The 18342-nt window shown below is 48.8% G+C and carries 15 protein-coding genes; 5 read left to right on the top strand and 10 right to left on the bottom strand.

All coding sequences use genetic code 11. The features are described 5' to 3' along the window. Window positions 1-114: 114 nt before the first annotated feature. From JUF13_RS02695 to JUF13_RS02705, 3 genes are all read left to right on the top strand, one after another. Window positions 115-1836 carry a DUF5776 domain-containing protein gene (locus JUF13_RS02695; RefSeq protein ID WP_203637591.1) on the top strand — a complete coding sequence of 574 codons (1722 nt, stop codon included), beginning with the start codon at window positions 115-117 and terminating at the stop codon, window positions 1834-1836. A 210-nt stretch (window positions 1837-2046) separates the two neighbouring features. Continuing rightward, complete coding sequence (locus JUF13_RS02700; RefSeq protein ID WP_203637592.1) at window positions 2047-3771, top strand: DUF5776 domain-containing protein; 1725 nt, start codon at window positions 2047-2049, stop codon at window positions 3769-3771. A gap of 206 nt (window positions 3772-3977) precedes the next feature. After that, window positions 3978-5993, top strand: coding sequence for a DUF5776 domain-containing protein (locus JUF13_RS02705; protein ID WP_203637593.1), 2016 nt, complete (start codon window positions 3978-3980; stop codon window positions 5991-5993). 54 nt (window positions 5994-6047) lie between these two features. Here the strand turns inward: JUF13_RS02705 and JUF13_RS02710 are convergent, their stop codons facing one another. Both JUF13_RS02710 and JUF13_RS02715 read right to left on the bottom strand, forming a co-directional pair. Beyond that, complete coding sequence (locus JUF13_RS02710; RefSeq protein ID WP_203637594.1) at window positions 6048-7217, bottom strand: DUF5776 domain-containing protein; 1170 nt, start codon at window positions 7215-7217, stop codon at window positions 6048-6050. 160 nt (window positions 7218-7377) lie between these two features. After that, complete coding sequence (locus JUF13_RS02715) at window positions 7378-8028, bottom strand: Crp/Fnr family transcriptional regulator (RefSeq protein WP_203637595.1); 651 nt, start codon at window positions 8026-8028, stop codon at window positions 7378-7380. 100 nt (window positions 8029-8128) lie between these two features. Between JUF13_RS02715 and JUF13_RS02720 the strand changes: the two genes are divergently transcribed. Both JUF13_RS02720 and JUF13_RS14485 read left to right on the top strand, forming a co-directional pair. Then, window positions 8129-8683, top strand: a complete 555-nt coding sequence (locus JUF13_RS02720; protein ID WP_203637596.1) for a hypothetical protein — start codon at window positions 8129-8131, stop codon at window positions 8681-8683. Between the two features lie 26 nt (window positions 8684-8709). Then, the gene (locus JUF13_RS14485; RefSeq protein ID WP_268890180.1) at window positions 8710-8832 is read left to right on the top strand and encodes a hypothetical protein; all 123 of its coding nucleotides are present in this window, start codon (window positions 8710-8712) and stop codon (window positions 8830-8832) included. Between the two features lie 133 nt (window positions 8833-8965). On the opposite strand, the gene JUF13_RS02725 is transcribed toward JUF13_RS14485, so the two are convergent. The 8 genes from JUF13_RS02725 to JUF13_RS02760 all read right to left on the bottom strand — a co-directional run bounded on the left by JUF13_RS02725 (window position 8966) and on the right by JUF13_RS02760 (window position 17925). Continuing rightward, window positions 8966-10576 carry an Ig-like domain-containing protein gene (locus tag JUF13_RS02725; RefSeq protein ID WP_203637597.1) on the bottom strand — a complete coding sequence of 537 codons (1611 nt, stop codon included), beginning with the start codon at window positions 10574-10576 and terminating at the stop codon, window positions 8966-8968. 6 nt (window positions 10577-10582) lie between these two features. Further along, window positions 10583-11044 carry an LPXTG cell wall anchor domain-containing protein gene (locus JUF13_RS02730; RefSeq protein ID WP_203637598.1) on the bottom strand — a complete coding sequence of 154 codons (462 nt, stop codon included), beginning with the start codon at window positions 11042-11044 and terminating at the stop codon, window positions 10583-10585. Window positions 11045-11074: 30 nt separating this feature from the next. Then, on the bottom strand, window positions 11075-12130 hold the full coding sequence (locus JUF13_RS02735) for a WxLIP family cell surface protein (protein ID WP_203637599.1): 1056 nt from the start codon (window positions 12128-12130) through the stop codon (window positions 11075-11077). A 119-nt stretch (window positions 12131-12249) separates the two neighbouring features. Further along, window positions 12250-13047, bottom strand: a complete 798-nt coding sequence (locus JUF13_RS02740) for a WxL domain-containing protein (protein ID WP_203637600.1) — start codon at window positions 13045-13047, stop codon at window positions 12250-12252. Window positions 13048-13769: 722 nt separating this feature from the next. Next, the gene (locus JUF13_RS02745; protein WP_203637601.1) at window positions 13770-15440 is read right to left on the bottom strand and encodes an Ig-like domain-containing protein; all 1671 of its coding nucleotides are present in this window, start codon (window positions 15438-15440) and stop codon (window positions 13770-13772) included. A gap of 8 nt (window positions 15441-15448) precedes the next feature. After that, complete coding sequence (locus tag JUF13_RS02750) at window positions 15449-15910, bottom strand: hypothetical protein (protein WP_203637602.1); 462 nt, start codon at window positions 15908-15910, stop codon at window positions 15449-15451. Window positions 15911-15941: 31 nt separating this feature from the next. Then, window positions 15942-17000: a WxLIP family cell surface protein gene (locus JUF13_RS02755; protein WP_203637603.1), complete on the bottom strand. Its 1059-nt coding sequence runs from the start codon at window positions 16998-17000 to the stop codon at window positions 15942-15944. Between the two features lie 124 nt (window positions 17001-17124). Then, complete coding sequence (locus JUF13_RS02760) at window positions 17125-17925, bottom strand: WxL domain-containing protein (protein WP_203637604.1); 801 nt, start codon at window positions 17923-17925, stop codon at window positions 17125-17127. Window positions 17926-18342 lie beyond the last annotated feature (417 nt).

The raw sequence follows: 18342 nt of genomic DNA on the forward strand, positions 1-18342 counted from the left end.
CACCGCGAGTCATTACGGTGGGTGATTTTTCACAATGCCAATCAGTTACTATCCAACAGATTAGGTGCTACGCTTAACTTGTGAATTATCGCACTTGAGAAGGAGTGACTTCTGATGAAAGGAAAAACATTTAGAGCATTTTGCTTCAGCGTACTTAGTTTCATTGTCTTGCTTACTGGGTTTTTACTGATTAACACGACTACTGTTCAGGCAGCAACGACGATTGATATGAACCAAACCGTTGACCAAGTCCTTCCCGATAATGGGTCGAACGATGAACAAATCGTCAAAAAAGCCTTGCTTAGCGCCAACTCCAAAACAAAAATCGAGTCCACCATGACCCTGACCCAGGTTCAGGAAAACAAACCTCAAATTACGATTGATCAGCCATTGACGGACTATACCCCACTCCTTAAGATTGCTTGCACACTTAACGGACTAACTTTAACCCATCAAAGTAGCCTGAGTGGCAGTACTGCTGAGACCAAAGATAACCTTCCCAACCTCATTTCTACTCTGTTAACCAATCATCCAACCTATTCGCCGGTTGAATTTTTAAATTTAAATCAGGACAACTTATCAAATTATGACCTTTCCGCGCTTTTAGATACTGCTAACCAGTTTAAATTTAGCACAGCGCATCTAATCCTCAGCCTCTACCAAAATAACATCAGCGATTTTTCTCCTTGGATGGACTATAAGGATTCACCGGGAGACAATAAGCCAATTTATAGCTTAATTGCCCCTAGCTCGCCGGAAGCCGAAGCACCCGTACTGACTGCACAACTCACTGGCACTACGGTCAAGATGCCATTTACAACACTCCGCGAACTTACGACACCATTTACCGATCCAAGTAGTATGGGAACTGCCACTTTTCACGGCGGGACAATTGCTTTCAAAGTTAACAATGGCCCAGACTTCTTTGACGACCCAAGTAATTTTGACAGCACCGGTAGGCTCATCTCCGGAAAAACCGTTCCCGCAACAACATTCCTAGAGGCACTAGCTAATTCTCCATTTGATCTCCAAAAAATCGATACCATTGACGCTCAGGGTGATGGTTACCATGAGCCAATACCTGCCAATGTGTTGGCATTCTACCAAGACGCACTGGCGGCCTCAAATTCAGAGGATACACTGCTACCACCGGCAGACCCAAACAGCCTCACCATCACCAACGTGCCTGCCAACAGCACCGTCCTGCACCTTCGCGTGTTAGTCTATCCCGAGCCAGAAGACAAGCCAGCAATAACGTATATTCAAAACTATACGGTTAAACTTCACCCGACTTCGAGTGCCGCTACAACTACACCAACCACAGACTCCTCATCTAAGGACACTGCCCCAATCGTCTCACAGCCAGACAAAGCTCAACCAGAGAACAAGGTTGTCTACACCACCAAGAAAATTGGCCTCTACAAATCCCCAACCTTTACCAGTAAAGATCGCGTTTGCTGGTACAATCAGGCGACTCGGACGAATCGGCCCATGTTCAAGGTCATCGGCTACGCCCGCTCTAAGAACGGTCTACTCCGCTACAAGGTCAAGGACGTGACACCGAACGCCAAGACGTACGGTCAAATCGGCTACATCACAGCCAACGACAGTTTTGCCGGTAACGCCTACTACCAGACAAAGGCTAAGAAAATCAAGGTGCTTCGTGGCCTCAACAGCTATAAGACCCAAGCCCTCACTGGCAAGAAAGTCCACTACCGCAAGAACCAGGTCATCCGGGTGAAGAAGCTAGTCACCCACAACCTGACCACGCGGTACCAGTTGCCCAATGGCCGCTATGTTTCGGCTAACAAACGACTGGTCATTCAGGTGGAGTAAGTCATTTCACCTAACTAGCCTAAGCGCTTAAATCCCTTTGTCTGAACACCAACAAAGCCTACGCCATCAAGCTTTCATAATCACCCACCCTGTATCATTTTGGCGGGTGATTTTTCATGTCCACAATCTATTCACTAGTCTTACCTCCCCTTCCACTTAGCTGGTATGCTTAGTTTGTAGCTAACTGCACATGATAAGGAGTGAATTCCAATGAAAGGAAACCTATTTAGAACATTTTGCCTCAGTATACTTAGCACAATTGTCCTGTTAACCAGCCTGGTGCTGGTTAACCCTGCCTCGGCACAAGCCGCAACACCCCCGACCGACGCTGCCACTAGCCTTGATTTGAACCAGACCATTGACCAAGCCTTTCCCAACTACCAAACAGATCAAAACGAAGCCATCGTCAGAGATGCCCTGCTTAACGCAGAATATCCGTATCCATATACCGGTCAAATCGACAGTACCAGTACCTTGAAGGACGTACAAAACAGCGTTCCCCGTGTCATCATCACCAAATCAATGACGAATTATGCGCCACTCATTAAAGTAGTCGGTCTCGCTCGCTCATTACGCCTAGCCAATCAGTTACAGTTGTCTGAAGATAATCTTTACGATATCACACAAAGCCTCATGATTAACCGTACCGACATTGGTTCCCTTGAATTTCCCAATGATGACCTAACTGATACAGATTTAGAGATGCTTATAGGCCTAGCAAAAAAATATACGCCCAATCAACAAAGTGATTATATTAGTCTGCTTGACCTCAGCCATAACAAACTTAGTAATTTCAATTCCTGGGCAGCTTTCAAAAATTCAGACGACAAGAACGTCATCGGCGCATTGAACGCGCCCATGCAAGATTCTGAAACTACGGCTATCCTACCCGCACAGAACTTAACTGGCACAAGCATTAAGATTCCCTTCACGGATCTTCCGGAAATAACGACTAATTTTGCCGACTCGTATAGTGACGAATACACACTGGTTAATGCATCGCTCACCTCTAATAAAGACTTTTTTGATAAGGCTGATAATTTTGATAATCAAGACAGAATTATTATTAATTTAGTAACTGATCAGCTTTCTCGTGATGATACCAATAACTCCTCAGACACAGACTTTTCAGATATGTACACTATTGTCTTAAGTCCAGATACCTATACACAAACGTTAAACATATCAACACTGCGTGACCTGCTGTCTGATTACGACCCACAAGACTATGTTTTACCAGCCGATACGACTCACCTCACAATCAATAATATTCCAGCAGGCAGCCACCAACTCACCCTTAAGATTGCCAACCTTGTTTACTTAACCTACCCCCAGATGTGGACCACCTACGTTCAGAATTACACGATTCCATTGAAATCACCTGCTACAAGCAATACTGTCACCAGTGTCGAATCTAACGAATCCAGTGAATCCACAACCGTCAATACGCCAACCCCAGTGGCAGACAAGGCCCAGTCAGAAAGCAAAGTCGTCTACGCCACTAAGAAAATTGGCCTCTACAAATCCCCAACCTTCACCAACCAAGCTCGCATTCGCTGGTACACCAAGGCTAAACGGACGAACCGGCCCATGTTCAAGGTCATCGGCTACGCCCGCTCCAAGAATGGTGTGCTCCGCTATAAGGTCAAGGACGTGACACCGAACACCAAGACGAACGGCCAAACCGGCTACATCACGACTAAAGACAGCTTTGTCAGCCACGACTACTACCAGACTCAGGCGAAGAAGATCAAGGTGCTTCGCGGCCTCAACAGCTATAAAACCAAGGCCCTCACCGGCAAAAAGATCCACTACCGTAAGCACCAAGTCATCCAGGTCAAAAAGCTCGTCACCCACAACCTAACCACGCGGTATCAGTTGCCCAATGGTTGCTACGTTTCGGCTAACAAACGACTGGTTATCCAAGTCAAATAGCGTCGACCAAGTCAGCCCACACACCGTGAGCTGACTTTTTTGGCGACTAGTTATGCAAATTAATCAATTCATAATTTAACCATCCGCTAGGGTAAAACGAAAATCAGCCTCACTTAAGGCCTGGCAGTATCGATAACCCGGCTGCCATGATATGATGTTTTCTGAATGAAGCGCTTACATAGTAAACTAGAAAGGCGGCGTTCCGCATGCTAAATTCCTTCCGTCCCATAATTCTATGCCTCACCGGCTGTTTACTCGGCACCGCCACAGCCACGCTGCCACCCGTTCACGCCCAATCGACCTCCAGTGCAACGCAGACTCGTGAGATTCCCGCGGCTGACACCCTAACCATTCGGGAGGCCTTTAAACATGACATCTACCTCCAGGCAGACATCGTCCGCACCCTCCAGCGGTATAGTTACGACGAGGTCACGGCCGACTCACCCGTGAGCGTAACCGCAAACTTCGGCCTTTACACCCCCCTGATTCTCAGCAATCCCCGTATCCGCGACTACCAGGACCTCCGCCACCTCGCCGCCTACCCCCGGTCCGTACGAATTTCTAATCAAACGCATCTTGCTGGCGCTGGCTTGCAGCAAGTGATTGTGGCCCTTAACCAGTTGCCAGCTGAGGCCAATAGCTCGTTTTTACTTTATCGTGACCAGCTGACCGACGCGGATCTGGCTGTGCTGGTTGATTATTTGAAAACACTGCCGTCGGACGGTGACACCCTGCCCGTTCACACCCTTAATCTGAGTGAAAATCAAATCGACGACCTGACCCCCGTAGCCGACCTCGCCGACAGCACGCGCCCTGGTGGTCGGATCATCCGAACGTTGGTGGCTTGGGGGCAGTCGCGCCACTTGAACCCACTCCCGGCACAACGCGTCGTTCACAACCAACTCACACTAAAAGCCGATGACCTATTACCGCTGCGGCTTTACCACCACACCCCGTCGGAGCCTTTCGACGATCCTAGATTCCAAATGGCTGCGTTTCGCGTCCATCCGGAGCTGAACGAAGACGGGCTCCACGCGCTAACAACGGATACGTTTGTGCCAAACGCACTGACAGCTCAAGAGATGGGCCAGCCTGTCCTACAGTACGACGACATTCCCATGGTCCAACCGGCGCCCAAACTGACGATTGATGAAGGGGCAAAAACGGTGAGTGGCTTAGCTAATTTTGGTGTGCTCGATTATCAGAACGCGACCCCCTTAGCTTACCGCCGCTGGCTGTCGCCGACCGAACAAGCCAGTAGCCTCAGTAGTCTGGCAACGGCCGGCTACTCGGCCACCGACAGTTTTCGTGCCGACCCGCAGATCACCAACATCCCCTCGGGCACGCCGTCCATCCAGGTGCGCGCGGCCTTTCGTTACATGTACAGCGAGACGTTCCGCGGCTTCACGCAGGACTACACCATCCCCCTGACCTGGCCGGACACCTCGACGTCCAGTAGCTCGGACGGAAGTTCAAGTAGCGACGCCAGTTCCGGCGGTAGCACGAGTGCCAGTCGGCCCTCCCTCAGCTCGGGCGGCGCTGGCGACGGTGGTGTGCCCGCGGGAACGGTGGTCACGGCTACCCGAAAGATTGGGCTGTACACGGATACGGCTTTCAAACGCGCCACCCGCCAACACTGGTATCGCCGCCAGCCCCGCGTCTATCAGCCGATGTTCAAAGTCACCGGCTACGCGCGCTCGGTCCACGGCACGCCGCGATACCTGGTCAAGGACGTCAACCACCACTCGAAAACGGCGGGCAAGACCGGTTACATCACAGCCAACCGTAAATTTGTGACGCCGACTTACTACCGGCAAGCGGCCAAGCAGGTGACGGTGATCAATCCGCGCGGTGTGAATGCGTACCGCCACCGCGGATTGACGGGCAAAGTTGCCCACTACCGTCAGGGTCAAACGCTGCGGGTGAAGAAGCTGGTCAAACACAACCTGACTACGCGGTATGTCCTCACGAATGGCCGCTACATCACGGCAAATAAGAAATTGGTACAGAATGGGCGGGTTGCCATGCCAAAGAAGCTTAAGGCTAAGACCGCTATCAACCGGTATCGTGATGTGAACTTTACTCGTCGGCAGAAACATTTCCGCAATGGCACCACGTTCACCGTGAAGGGTTGGGACTTCAGCGTTCATGGGACTAAGCGTTATCGCGTGGCTCATGGGTATGTGACGGCCAACCGCCACTACGTCAAAACCATCCATTAACTAAAAACGAGATGACCGGCCGCTTCAGACCAATCATCTCGTTTTTGCATACACTTATTTTTTAACAACTAACGTTTTGTTCGCCGTCACGTAACGTCCATCGGTTAAGACTAACCGCGTCGTTAAATGATAATGCCGAATGGCTTTTATCTTCAGTACCGTTCCCCGTTTGAAATGCTGTAGACGCTGGCCACTCAAATCAGCTTGACAATATGCATTGACCCCCAAGGGATTCAACACCCGAACGCGCCGTGGTTTAACGCGGAAATAGGTGTTGGTCATGTCACTATCGCTCGCCGTCACGTAGCCCGTCAGGCCGGCCGTCTTGGAGTGATGATTCACATCACGGACCCGATACCGCAAGACACCAGAAGCGTTCCGTCGGTACCCCATTACCACAAACTGAGGCCACTGATTCCGTGGGCGTTTGGTATACCAGTGCAGGCGGGTTTGCCGATTAAAATTGACCGTACGGTAGAGGCCAATCTTTTTAAACGCCGATACCGCCTGACCCTTAGGAACGACTTTGACCGGATCAGTTGGCGCTGGGGTCGATGGTGTGGGTGTAACTGTCGTTGGTGGCGTGGTGACCGCTGTACCACCGCCGTTCTCCGCTGGCACCTTCTTCTGGTAAATGTACGTGAACTCACCTGGCTTGGTGGCATCCGTTCGGGCTAAGTCATAACCAGCAATGGGTAAGACCGCCTTTTTCAACTCAGCGGTAAAATCGAAAGCTACCGTCACGTTCTCTGGTGCCCGTAAAGCCTTTCCCGCAGTATCTACAAAGTTAATGGTTAATTTCTGCATATCAGGTACAACCTGATTAGGATCCATAGAAAAACGGAACCTAACATCACTATCCCTAACCCAATCATGCGTACTAACTCGCCAGCTTTGGGAACCATCCATGAGATTCAGTTTTTCTGAATTCACGAACCAATCCGTTCCCTGCCCTAAGGCGCGTCCATCAATCAATTCATCTTCATCATTATAAAGATGAGTCACGTATTTTGTATTTTCTATTTCAATCACTGGAGTCGTGACGTACCCGCCAGTCGCATCCTCAACGACCACCTGACTACCAGATGTCGTTTCTTGCGGTTGCTCCGATGAATCCTCCCCCGTGACAACGTCACCGTGCGCGACAACTGTTTTCCCCACTACTATCAACAAAACGACTCCCACTAAAACACTAACCAGAATTCCCTTAATTCCAGTCTTCACGACTCCCACTTCCTATGCCAAAATGATTGGGTCAAGTCATGACGTTTTATAAAAATAATTATCATCACTGACTTTATATACCCGGAATGATTATCCCCAGTATAACGCAAAAAGGACCAAGCCAGTCAAATATCTCAGCTAAACCTGGTCCAAATCAGTTTCACTCCACCAACAAGGTCACACGCTTCCCGACAATCTCCAACAGCCCGTCCGCCACCAACTGGCCCAGCTGGCGACTCAACGTTTCTGGCGTGATGCCGAGGAAACTGGCGAGCTCCTTTTTCTTCACGGGCAAATCGAAGACCGTGGCCTGTTGCGCCTGGCCAATCTGCTGGAGGTAGGCCAGCACCCGGTTTTTCGCCGTCAGGTTGCCCGTTAACGCGCTCACCGACTCCAGCTCGGTCAAGCGGTCGCCCAGGATATTCAGGAGGTTAAACGCCACGTCTGGCTCCCGGCGCAGGAGGTCCTGAAAGTCCGCGCGGCCAATCGAACAGATTCGCGTATCCTCCAAGGCCTCGGCGTAGTTGAAGTGCTGGCGCTTGGCAAACAGCGCGGCTTCACTGTCGATGGTCCCGGCCCGCAGCATGTACAGCACCTTCTCCTTGCCGTTTTCGTTGAGCTGATACACCTTGACCCGCCCGGAATCGACGATCATCATCCGGTCCAGCTGACTGGTCGGGTCATAGAGCACCGTGCCCTTCTTGAATAGCTGCTGGTGCACGGAAATCTTGGCAAGCTCCGCAATGGCAGCGTCATCCAGCCCCTTGAAAATGGGGGCACTCCGCACACATTTAACTGGCGAATGCGTCATCTTTTTTCGCTCCTTTTTTGGTATTTTCTTGATATTTATCAATTTTTATTTCTTAAAACCATTATATACTAAACCCATCAATTCGAGGAGGTCATTTCATATGAAAATCTATCAAGCAACTATCGTGCCACTCAACGAACAGGTCATCGGGACCGCGGCCCACGGGACGGCGCTGTTCACCATCAACGGGGACACCCTGACCATTAATATTGAAATGTTTGACACCCCGGCCAACCTGCAACACTGGGAACATTTCCACGGCTTCCCGGATGGCAAGGCCGCTGATATCGCCACGAGCGCGCAGGACATGAACCACGATGGCTTCGTGGACCTCCCCGAGACGGGCGCGGTTTCCGGGACCACCATGGTGCCGTTCAACGACGCGCCCCACGAGATGGACATCCCCAACGACGCCTACCCCGTGGCGGACGCGAACGGCTACTTCGCCTACACCAAGGTCGTGCCGCTGGCGAAGCTGGATGAAAAATTTAAGGCCACCTTTAACGATAGCGAGTTGGCGCTCGACAAGCGGGTCATCTACATCCACGGTGTGACGGACGATGTCGTCCTGCCAGACACGGTTGCCGGTGCGGTCGGCCACTACTCCACCCACGTCACCCTGCCGATTGCGGTCGGTAAGATTGTGACGCTGTGATGGGCGGTAAGAAAAGGGGCGCCATCGTGGCAACCGCCTACTACGCGGTGATCCTGTTGCTGGTGGCGTTTCACTTGGACATGCTGGCAATGTGGGGCATGGCTGTGGGGATGCTGGTTGGCGCGGGATTGCAGTTGGTTCGGCGATAATAGATTTATGGGAGTCACTCTGGTCTAGTTGGACTGGGGTGATTTTTTTCGGTTGACTGAATTTTTGCAATAAAATAACCCCGCCGACTCACCATGAATGGTTGGCCGAAGAGGTTATCGTTATGCATCATATTTAATTACCCTTAGGCGCATCGGACAGAGTCCACGTCATCGATCCGCTGTATTCATTATCTGACCCACCAGCATAAACGTTGGGGTTAGCCTGCAGGTAAACGCCAGCCGGCACGGAACTTCCGGTATAAGAACCACCCTTCTGATTCCAGTCACTAGCCAAATCATCCGTGCTAGTAGACCGGTTACCCGAAGCCACTTGCACAGCATTGCCTGCATCTAATGACGTGACAGTGCCTTTACCATCCGCATAGACCACGTGACCACTAAATGTGTGCCCCGCGGCATCGGTTAAGGTAGAAGCCTGCGCCGTCAGGTACCAAGGTGAACCAGTTGCCCGTGAATCTGAAACGTCGACGTTGTATTTTCCAGGTGCATATAAAGTCTGCGTTGAAGGAACGGCTAAGTTTACACCATTACCAAATACCAACTGAGAGATTGTTGTGAACTGCATATTTCCCAGTCCACGAGTGACATTGATAGTTGCTGGATCGGTTGATTTGTCACCAGCAGTATCACTCGCGTTAATTTGAACGGCTTGTGTATCCCCACCAGCTAACGTCGATAAGTCACTTGCTGTATCAAAGGCTAGTCCATCACCACTTGCAGTTAAAGCTGTAGACGAATTTTGTTTTGTCACCACTAAATTCGACTGCTTTGCCAGCCAAGTAGCAATATCTGAAGAGCTCTTGCCCTTGATGTTTGCATCCCAGTCATCTGGACTAACGGTCAGGTTAGATGTTGCTGGTGTAATTGTTAAGGGCACTGAATCAACAACATTTGCAGTCGCAGACTTAGTATCACCAAAATCATTGCTCTCTGTCACTGTGATAGTTCCAACATTCAACATATCTGTTCCCAAGGAAATGGTGTAAGTTCCATCAGAATTAACAACTGCTGAATGATTCCCATCAACACCCGTAAGTGTAACTGTTGTGTTAGGCTCAGCCGTCCCAGTAATTTCACGGTTAGCAATGGGCACATCATTTCCGTCATTGATTGTGACATTAGCCATTGCAGAAATTGCAGAATTACTTCCGGTTAAAGTTAAATCTTTATACGAATTATACCAAATCTGATCCCCAGAATAACGCGTCGCCTGATAGGAAAACCCAATATAAATTGGCAGTTTAGGATCACTTCCTAAATTCTTAAGGTTCACTGGTATCGTAATGTAACCGCTTGGAGGTGTTGCTGTCTTATTTCCTGAGGACAGCGTCCACAATTTCGGTGATGATTGCAATGACACCATTTTATTGTCATTGTATGTTAAAACATCCGCGTAAAATTTAACATATTGCGCACCGGCCCACGTTTTACTAATCGTTGCTGACCCGGAGAACGCGACGTAAATATTCTTCGTATTTTTAGTAATCCGTCCACCATCGACGCCATCTGCTGTTACAGTGTCTAATGTGGGATAAGAAGAACCCAGCTCCTTACTATCCCCATCGATAAAATTCGGGTCCTGACTGAAAGCCCCAGCTTTTGCTGCATCAGGACCTTTAAGGTCAGTACCTGGTTGTGCATGAGCTATATCCACCTGCATGCCCAATCCAACAGCAGCGAGTAGCAGCAAACCAAGCTGTAGTAAAATTTTCTTCAACTTCATCTTAGCTCACTCCCTCTCCCGTAATAGGCGTGCTTGCCGATAAACTGTGACCGACAAGATTAGGACAATTAACAATAACAACCCGAAAATACTGGTTAAAAACATCCGCGATTCACTGGTCTGTGGTAACCGACCGGCAATCAAATCAGCAGAGCCAGCCTTCACAACCGTAGCCACCGCCGCGGCCGGTGAGGCCTTTTTATTGCCGGTTGTCGTTGCTTGATCATCTTGTGTCTGATTCTTAATAGAAGGTTTCTTGCCATTCGGAATGGTGTCAGAACCTTCATCGGCACCGGCGCCCATTCCTGAGCCGTCCAGCTTGGCCGCATTCGGATTAGCATGAATTGTGACAGCTGTTCCGGTATTGCCGCCCGTACCACCAACTGTGGTGGCGAGCGCTGGCGTTCCCGCGCCAAGGCCAATTAAAACTGTCAAAACGAGAACCAGTCGCATGAATATTCTTTTCATGACCAGCGCCCTCCTTTCGTACACAGCAGCCTATTCCTTGTTATCCTCATCATCCCGACGACGGCGACGAATCAGGTACATAATCAATAGAATCAGTAAAATTAAAATCAACATGGCCAAGGCACCCAAGCCAATCAAGAGCCAGATGTTCACACCCGGATCATCGACCGAGTCCTTGTTATACTTACTAGCTTGTGCACGGGTAATCGTGAAGTTGCGGTCAAACACCCAGGTTCGATTCGTATTCTTCACCACCATGTGCAAGTGATAATTACCAACCGCCAACTTGGTCTTCCCATAGAGCATGGGGTAGCTAAAACCAGTGTTAGGGGCCATCTGAACATTTTCCTTGGTGAAGTGGCCCACCGTCTTGCCGCCATCACGGTTAGTAATCGTGGTGGTCATGTTCAAGTTAGGCACGATGATGGCCGTAGGGTTCCGCAAATTAGCGATGACGCCACGGTGGTAATTACTGATGCCAGCGCCGACCTTGCCCAATTTCAAATCAGGGTTCGGAAGCTTACCCACGGTGTAGGCCATCCCCACCACGTACGCATACTTGTTGGTAATGTTGTTGGCCCCTTTAACGCTACCGGTCACCTTACGATCGACCCGTTCAAAGTACCAGCCACCGAGAATGGCGCCGTTAAAGTTGCTCTTGGGCATCTTAACCTTGACCGTCACAACCTTGGACCCTTTAGCAGGAACCGTCACAACCTGTTTGCCTTGTAGCTTACTAATATCGCTCATCTTGTAACGTAACGATGGGTCATAACTCTTCGCGGCACTCATATAGTTGATTGCACCCGATGACCCCGTCCAGGCGGTATTCACCTGGGACTTAACGCGAATATTTTGATTCGTCACGTTGTAAATCCGCGTTTGGAGCGTCTCCGTTTGACCCGGCTTCATGGCCAGATCAAAGAATGATTTGTTCTTATCAATCTGATTCTGTGGAATTTTGGCTTCCACGCTATAACCAATATCATTGGCCACAGCGGCCTTTGAAATCACTGGGACTGACAACCCCAGCATCACACTGAAAATTGCGAGTACCATGAGTTGAAGCTTCTTAAATCCTGACATCCTTACACCTCTGCCTTACCCTAGTTAGACTTTGTCGTATCAATCTCATGATACTACATATGTAGGCGAAAAAGGTGCTCATCTCTAAACAATGGACACCTTCACTCGCAATCAAACAATTATTTAATTGAATCTGAGGAAGTTGGGGTGTTGCTTAAGCTCCAAGTTAAGTTACCGTTGTAAGTCCCGGACTTGGCGTTAGGCGCCACGTTGTTCAGGGCAATCTTGTCAGTCCCTAATTGGAAAGCAGTGGCACCGGCACCATGGTCAGCAGCTGCGGTGTAGATGGTAGCTGGCGCGTTCGTCGCACCATCAGTAGCTAAGCTAACGTTGTTGGCAGTAATGCCAGCGTTGTCCGCAGAGTTGGTAATGGTTGTGTCACCATTGTTAGTGCCGGCAACACCAGTACCAAAGTCAACCGTGGCACCCTTCAAAACATCTTTACTTGCATTAGTCATTTGAGAACTCTGAACCTGAACTGACCAACCGGCGTTCGTCCCACGAGAGTCACCAACTTCAGTGACGAAGTTGGCGTTAGGCGTGCCATCCTTCATGAAGGTGCTTTCTGTGATGGTCTTAACTGGAATGGTTTGTGCTTTACTGATTGATGAAGTCGTTTCTTCAAAGGTCATGTCCTTCGTAACGTACAGGAAGGTTAATGGACCACTAACTTTAGCACCGTTATCTGCTGGATTGCTAGGACTCGTTGAATCTGTTGGATCCGTATTAGTTGCAGGATTCGATGGATCAGTTGGATCAACAGGATTAGTCATGTTAGCTGGCGCATCAATTTGAACGTGCGTAGCAGTATTCCCAGTCGAAGTTGGATCAGTTGTGTCCGCATTGGCAGCAACTGGTGCAACTGTCCCCAACAACAATGCACTGGCTAATACGATTGTACTTAATGTCTTCTTCATAAATAAAGCACCCCTTAGATTGATCTTTTACGGATTCCCAAAACACTGTGACAGACAACACATCTTATGGGTCGTCATGACTTTCGGTAAGAAGATGAGCACCTCAATCATTAAGACCAGTTGTGGAAAAGCAACTCCCCCTAGAAGGATGTTACGCTTCACTAACTATGTAACAAAGCTATTATAAGTCCAAATAGTTCAGTTGTAAACCATTTTCTTGCATATATTTTAAAAAGATTAATCGATTGATAAAAGTTAAGTGAATTACCGTACTTTAGGCATTTATAGCCTATTTAGCGGCACTATTCCACCTGTTTATCGTTTATACAAACTAGCCACTAAAACGATTGTGGATAGCGCTTTCTAAATTCCGTTAGGTCATCAATCGTATAGGGCCGTTTGCTTTCAATCCATAGTTTTACACCTTTATCGGCTAAAGTCACACTGGCTAATCAGTGGGTATGGCGACGACTATTGACGTTATGGTGATAGTATCCCGCTTCAACCAGAAATTATTGTCTGACGTTCAGGCTGGGATGGCTGTCCATAACTGCACCGATAACAGGCAATCAAATTCTCAATGGTGATTTCCAGCCAGAATCGGATCAACCTGATTTCCACCAATTTTAATCGACAGTTCAATAGTAAACTTAACAAAAAAACGTCCCAACAAGTTGGCCATAAATCCTTGTTGAGGCGTTCATTAAATTTAGTTTAGCCCTTTAATCAGGCGTGTTGTTCAACCACCACGTAATGTTGCCATCGTAATTTGCTTGCTGGCCGCCACCCGCGTAAATATTGTTGGGTTGTGCTTGCAAATACATGCCTGCTGGTGCAGTCGATCCATTTCCCGGGTACTGTTGACCAGAATGCGCCCAAGCACTAGCGACATTAGTATCATCACTTGACCGCGTTCCAGACGTTATTTTAGCCAAACTACCATCCAGGATTTGATTTTGCCCATTACCATCTGCGTAAACCAGATTCAGGGTATGGCCACTACCATCCGTCAGCGGCGTTGCTTGCACTGCCAAGTACCAAGGCGAACCTTTCGCCCGCGTATCAGAAATGTGGACGCTATAGGCGCCTGCATCTGAACCATCCGCGTTCAAGCTCCCATTGGGTGCAATCAAAGTCGACTGATTTGGAATCCGTAACGGCTGACTCTTACTACCAAATTCCAGTGACGTATACGTCCCAAACTGGAGCTGACCAGCACTCCGCAACACATTAACCGTCGCGTCACTCGTACTCGTATCACCGGCCGAGTCCTTGGCGTTAATCGCCACACTCGTGTTACCGCCAGCCATCACTGAGCTCAATGTGTCCGCCGTTGTACTGGTATTAAAAGTCAGATCGTCCTTCGTTTTCGTTAACGCCGTTGTGTCACCTTGCTTGGTGACGGTCAACCCAGCTTTATCAGCCAGCCAATCGGCAATATCCGCCGATGATTTACCCGTAATATGCTCGGTCCACTCATCTGGCGACACACTTACAGTCGACGTCCCTGGCGAAATCGCCAGTGGTGTTGCATCACTAACGTTAGCCGTTGCTGATTTGGTATCGCCAAATTCATCGCTCTCGGTCACCTTCACACTTGACGTATCTCCTAGACTCTTAAGCGTTGCTGTACCGAGGCTAATGCTGTAATTGCCATTAGTATCAACCGTCGCCGTATATTTATCATCCGGAATAGATTCCCCAGACAGCGTGACCGTCGCACCAGGTTCACCGGTACCCGTAATCGTTGCACTAGACGAAGGCAGGTCTGCCCCTTTATTAATCGTGACATCCGCCATTTTAGAAACAGCGTCACTGGCAGCGGTCAGCTCCATATCCCCATAGTGAACCCACTCCGTACTTGAGGGGGCCACGTATGAAAAGCCAATGTAGATTGGTAGAGGAATCTTCGTCCCTAATTGAGACAAATCGACGTTGATCGTTGTCGCAACCGTATTCGTGAAAATAAATCCTGTCGTTGGCGGTGTGGCCGTCTGACCAGAATTGGTAATCGTCCAGGGCGTCGGTGTTGAAGTTGCTAACGACTTCGGCTTGCCGTCTACCATGGCAATCACATCGGTATAGAACGTCCCATACTTCCCTTTAGTTGTGGTTGCCGTCCCATCATACATAATCTTAAACTGTGTTGTCTTGTTTGTGATTCGGCCATTAACCACCCCATTCGCAGATACATCGCCTATATTAGGGTAAGACGAAGTCCCAAAGGGAACACTATCGCCTTTAGCCAAAACGAAGTCGGTATTTCTGCCGTAAACGCCTGAATCTGTGGTTATTGGGGTCAAGGTATCTGCCCGCGCCACTTGCATGCCAGTCGCAAGTCCCGCAAATGCGAGTAGCAAAACCAGTTGTTCTAAAACCTTCTTGACCTTCATCTCGAAACTTAATTCCTCTCCCTGAGCCGACGTGCTTGCTGATAAACCAGCATGGCTAACATGACGACCATTAATAACAGCATGCCGAACAAGCTCACCAAAAATAATTGTGACTCACTCGTTTGTGGCAACCGACCCGCGACCAAGTCAGCTGAGCCAGATTTAACCGCCGTAACAACGGCCCCTGGGACAGTCTGCTTGTTCCCCGTCTTGGATCCAGTTTTCTTTGATGCGGCTGGCTGGGAACCGGTTAGCCGATCGCCATCCGCCCCGGTTATGGGTGTTTGCCCACTGGGAATTTGATCCACCAGGTCAGCTAACCGCTGTTGCTGGGGGTTGCCAATAATATGAACCCCCATCTGCGTCGTCCCACCGGTTCCGCCAACCGTCGTGGCGAGTGCAGGCGTACCAACGCCGACCCCCACAACCAGTGTGACAGCCAAGATGACGCTCATGATTAACTTTTTCATCACCCACGCCCTCCTCTCAGGCCGAACGTGCTTATTTTTCAGTATCTTCTTCATCCCGACGACGGCGACGAATCAGGTAGATAATCAACAAGATTAATAGAATCAATAACAGCATGACTAACGCACCGATCCCAATGAGTAACCACATATTCATCCCGGGATTGTCCACGGAACTGCGGTTGTACTTGTTGGCTTGGGCCTTGGTAATCGTGAAGTCACGGTCAAATACCCAGGTTCGATCCGTATTCTTCACGACCATGTGCAGATGGTAGTATCCCGCCTTTAAAGGTGTCTTACCATAAAGCATCGGGTAGCCAAATGTCGTGTTTGGGGCCATTTGGACATTCGATTGTTTCAGTTGCTTCACAACTTTGCCACCATCCCGATTGGTAATGGTGGTGTTCATCTTCAAGTTAGGCACAATTGTTGCCGTTGGGTTCCGCAGGTTCGCAATCACACCGCGGTGATAGTTACTGAGACCAGCACCCACCTTGCCTAAGGTCAAATTACCACTGGGAACCTTGCCCAGAACGTATTCCATGCCGACCACGTAAGCGTACTTATTCCGAACGTTATTAGCGCCTTTGACGTTGCCAGTCACCTTGGTGTCGGTCCGTTCAAAGTACCAGGCACCCAGAACCAAGCCATTAAACCCAGACATTTGGGGTAGCGTGGCTTTAGCAGTCACTACTTTAGACCCATGAGCTGGAATCGTGACGGTCTTCTGGCCCTGCACCTTCGTCAACTCACTCATCTTGTACTTCAATGAAGAATCGTAAGTCTTAGTTGGGTTAACGTAATCAATCGCCCCACCAGAGTTGGTCCAAGCCGTATGAATCGCAGACTTCACTTTGATCTCTTGATTTGTCACGTTAAAAATCTTGGTATGCAGCGTTTGCGTTTGGCCCGACTTCATTTTCAACTCGAAAAAGGAGTTGCGCTTGTCAATCTGGTTCTTCGGCAACTGGGCCGCCACACTGTACCCGATGTTATTTTGTGCCGCAGCGTTGGCCTTAACCGTCGCTAGACCACCCATAAGCACACCAAAAACTGCGAGAAAAATTAGTTGAAACTTCTTGAACTTTGTCATACTTTCACCCCTGATTTACCCTAGTTAAATACTTAACTCATTAATTTCATAATACGCCATATGTAAATAAAAAAGGTGTTCATTTTATCCAATGGACACCTTTTCTCGTAAATAACACATTTTTTTAGTTAGCAGGTGTGGTAACTGGGGCAGTCACTGGAGTATCAGATAAGGCCCAAGTTAACGTCCCGTCGTAAGTCCCGGCGGCGGTGTTCCCACCGACATTGGCTAATTTAATGTTCGTTGGATCGAGTTGGAATGAGGTTGACCCAGCACCGAAGCCCTTTTCAGCATTGTAAATAGTTTTTGCGGTAGCTGTCGTGGTTGGCACACTAACCGTGTAAGCTGAGATTCCTGCTGAGTTACCAGTAGCACCTGCGGCATCACCAGAGTTCTTGATGGTCGTCGTATCGCCAGCACCGTTGAAATCAACCGTGGCACCCTTCAAAGCAACGTTCGTATCTTTATCCGTCATTGGTGAGCTAGAAACGCTGACAGACCAACCGGCGTTAGATGCACGCGTGTCAGAGATTTCAGTAACGAAGTTAGGGTTGGCTTGCGCATCAGTAGCGGCACTGAAAGTATCTGTACTGATCTTGTCAACATCGATGTCAGGCTGAGTAGCAGTGGTAACAGCTTGAACAGACTTGAAAGCCATGTCCTTGGTTACGTATAAGAAGCTTAATGGACCATCACTGTTCGTAGCACCGTTATTACCATCAGGTGTGGTGGCAGAACCGCCGGCATCCGTATCTGGCTTGTTTGGATCAACTGGGTTGGTCTTGTTGTCTGGTGCCGTGAAAGTCGCATGCGTTTCGGTCGTACCTTTAGTTCCATCGACGGCTGCGGCATGAGCAGCAACTGGTGCAACAGTCCCCAACAATAATGCACTGGCTAATACGATTGTACTTAATGTCTTCTTCATAAATAAAGCACCCCTTAGATTTATCTTTTAATAAATTCCCAAAACAATGCAACAAGCTTATGGGTCTCGCTGATCTCAGTAAAAGCCTAAGCACCTCAACCATTGCGGCCAGTTGGATAAACGCAACGCCCCTGAAAAGGTGTTACGATTCACTAACTATGTAACAAAGCTATTATAAGGCCAATTGATTTCGTTGTAAACAATTTTTGTGCTTATATTTTAAAAAATATTAATCAGATGATAAAATCAGCCCAAATACTGTGTTTAAAGCGTTTATACTATGTTTTTAACAACTATCAAAGATGCTTATTGTTTGCAAAAATAGCCATATGGTCGACTGTGGACAAGGGGCCATAACCCCTAACAGCCCTACAATCGTACAGGGCTATCAGCATTCTAGCAATAGCCTGTTCCAAA

This window comes from Levilactobacillus wangkuiensis (genome assembly GCF_016861605.1).
GTDB classification, from domain to species: domain Bacteria; phylum Bacillota; class Bacilli; order Lactobacillales; family Lactobacillaceae; genus Levilactobacillus; species Levilactobacillus wangkuiensis.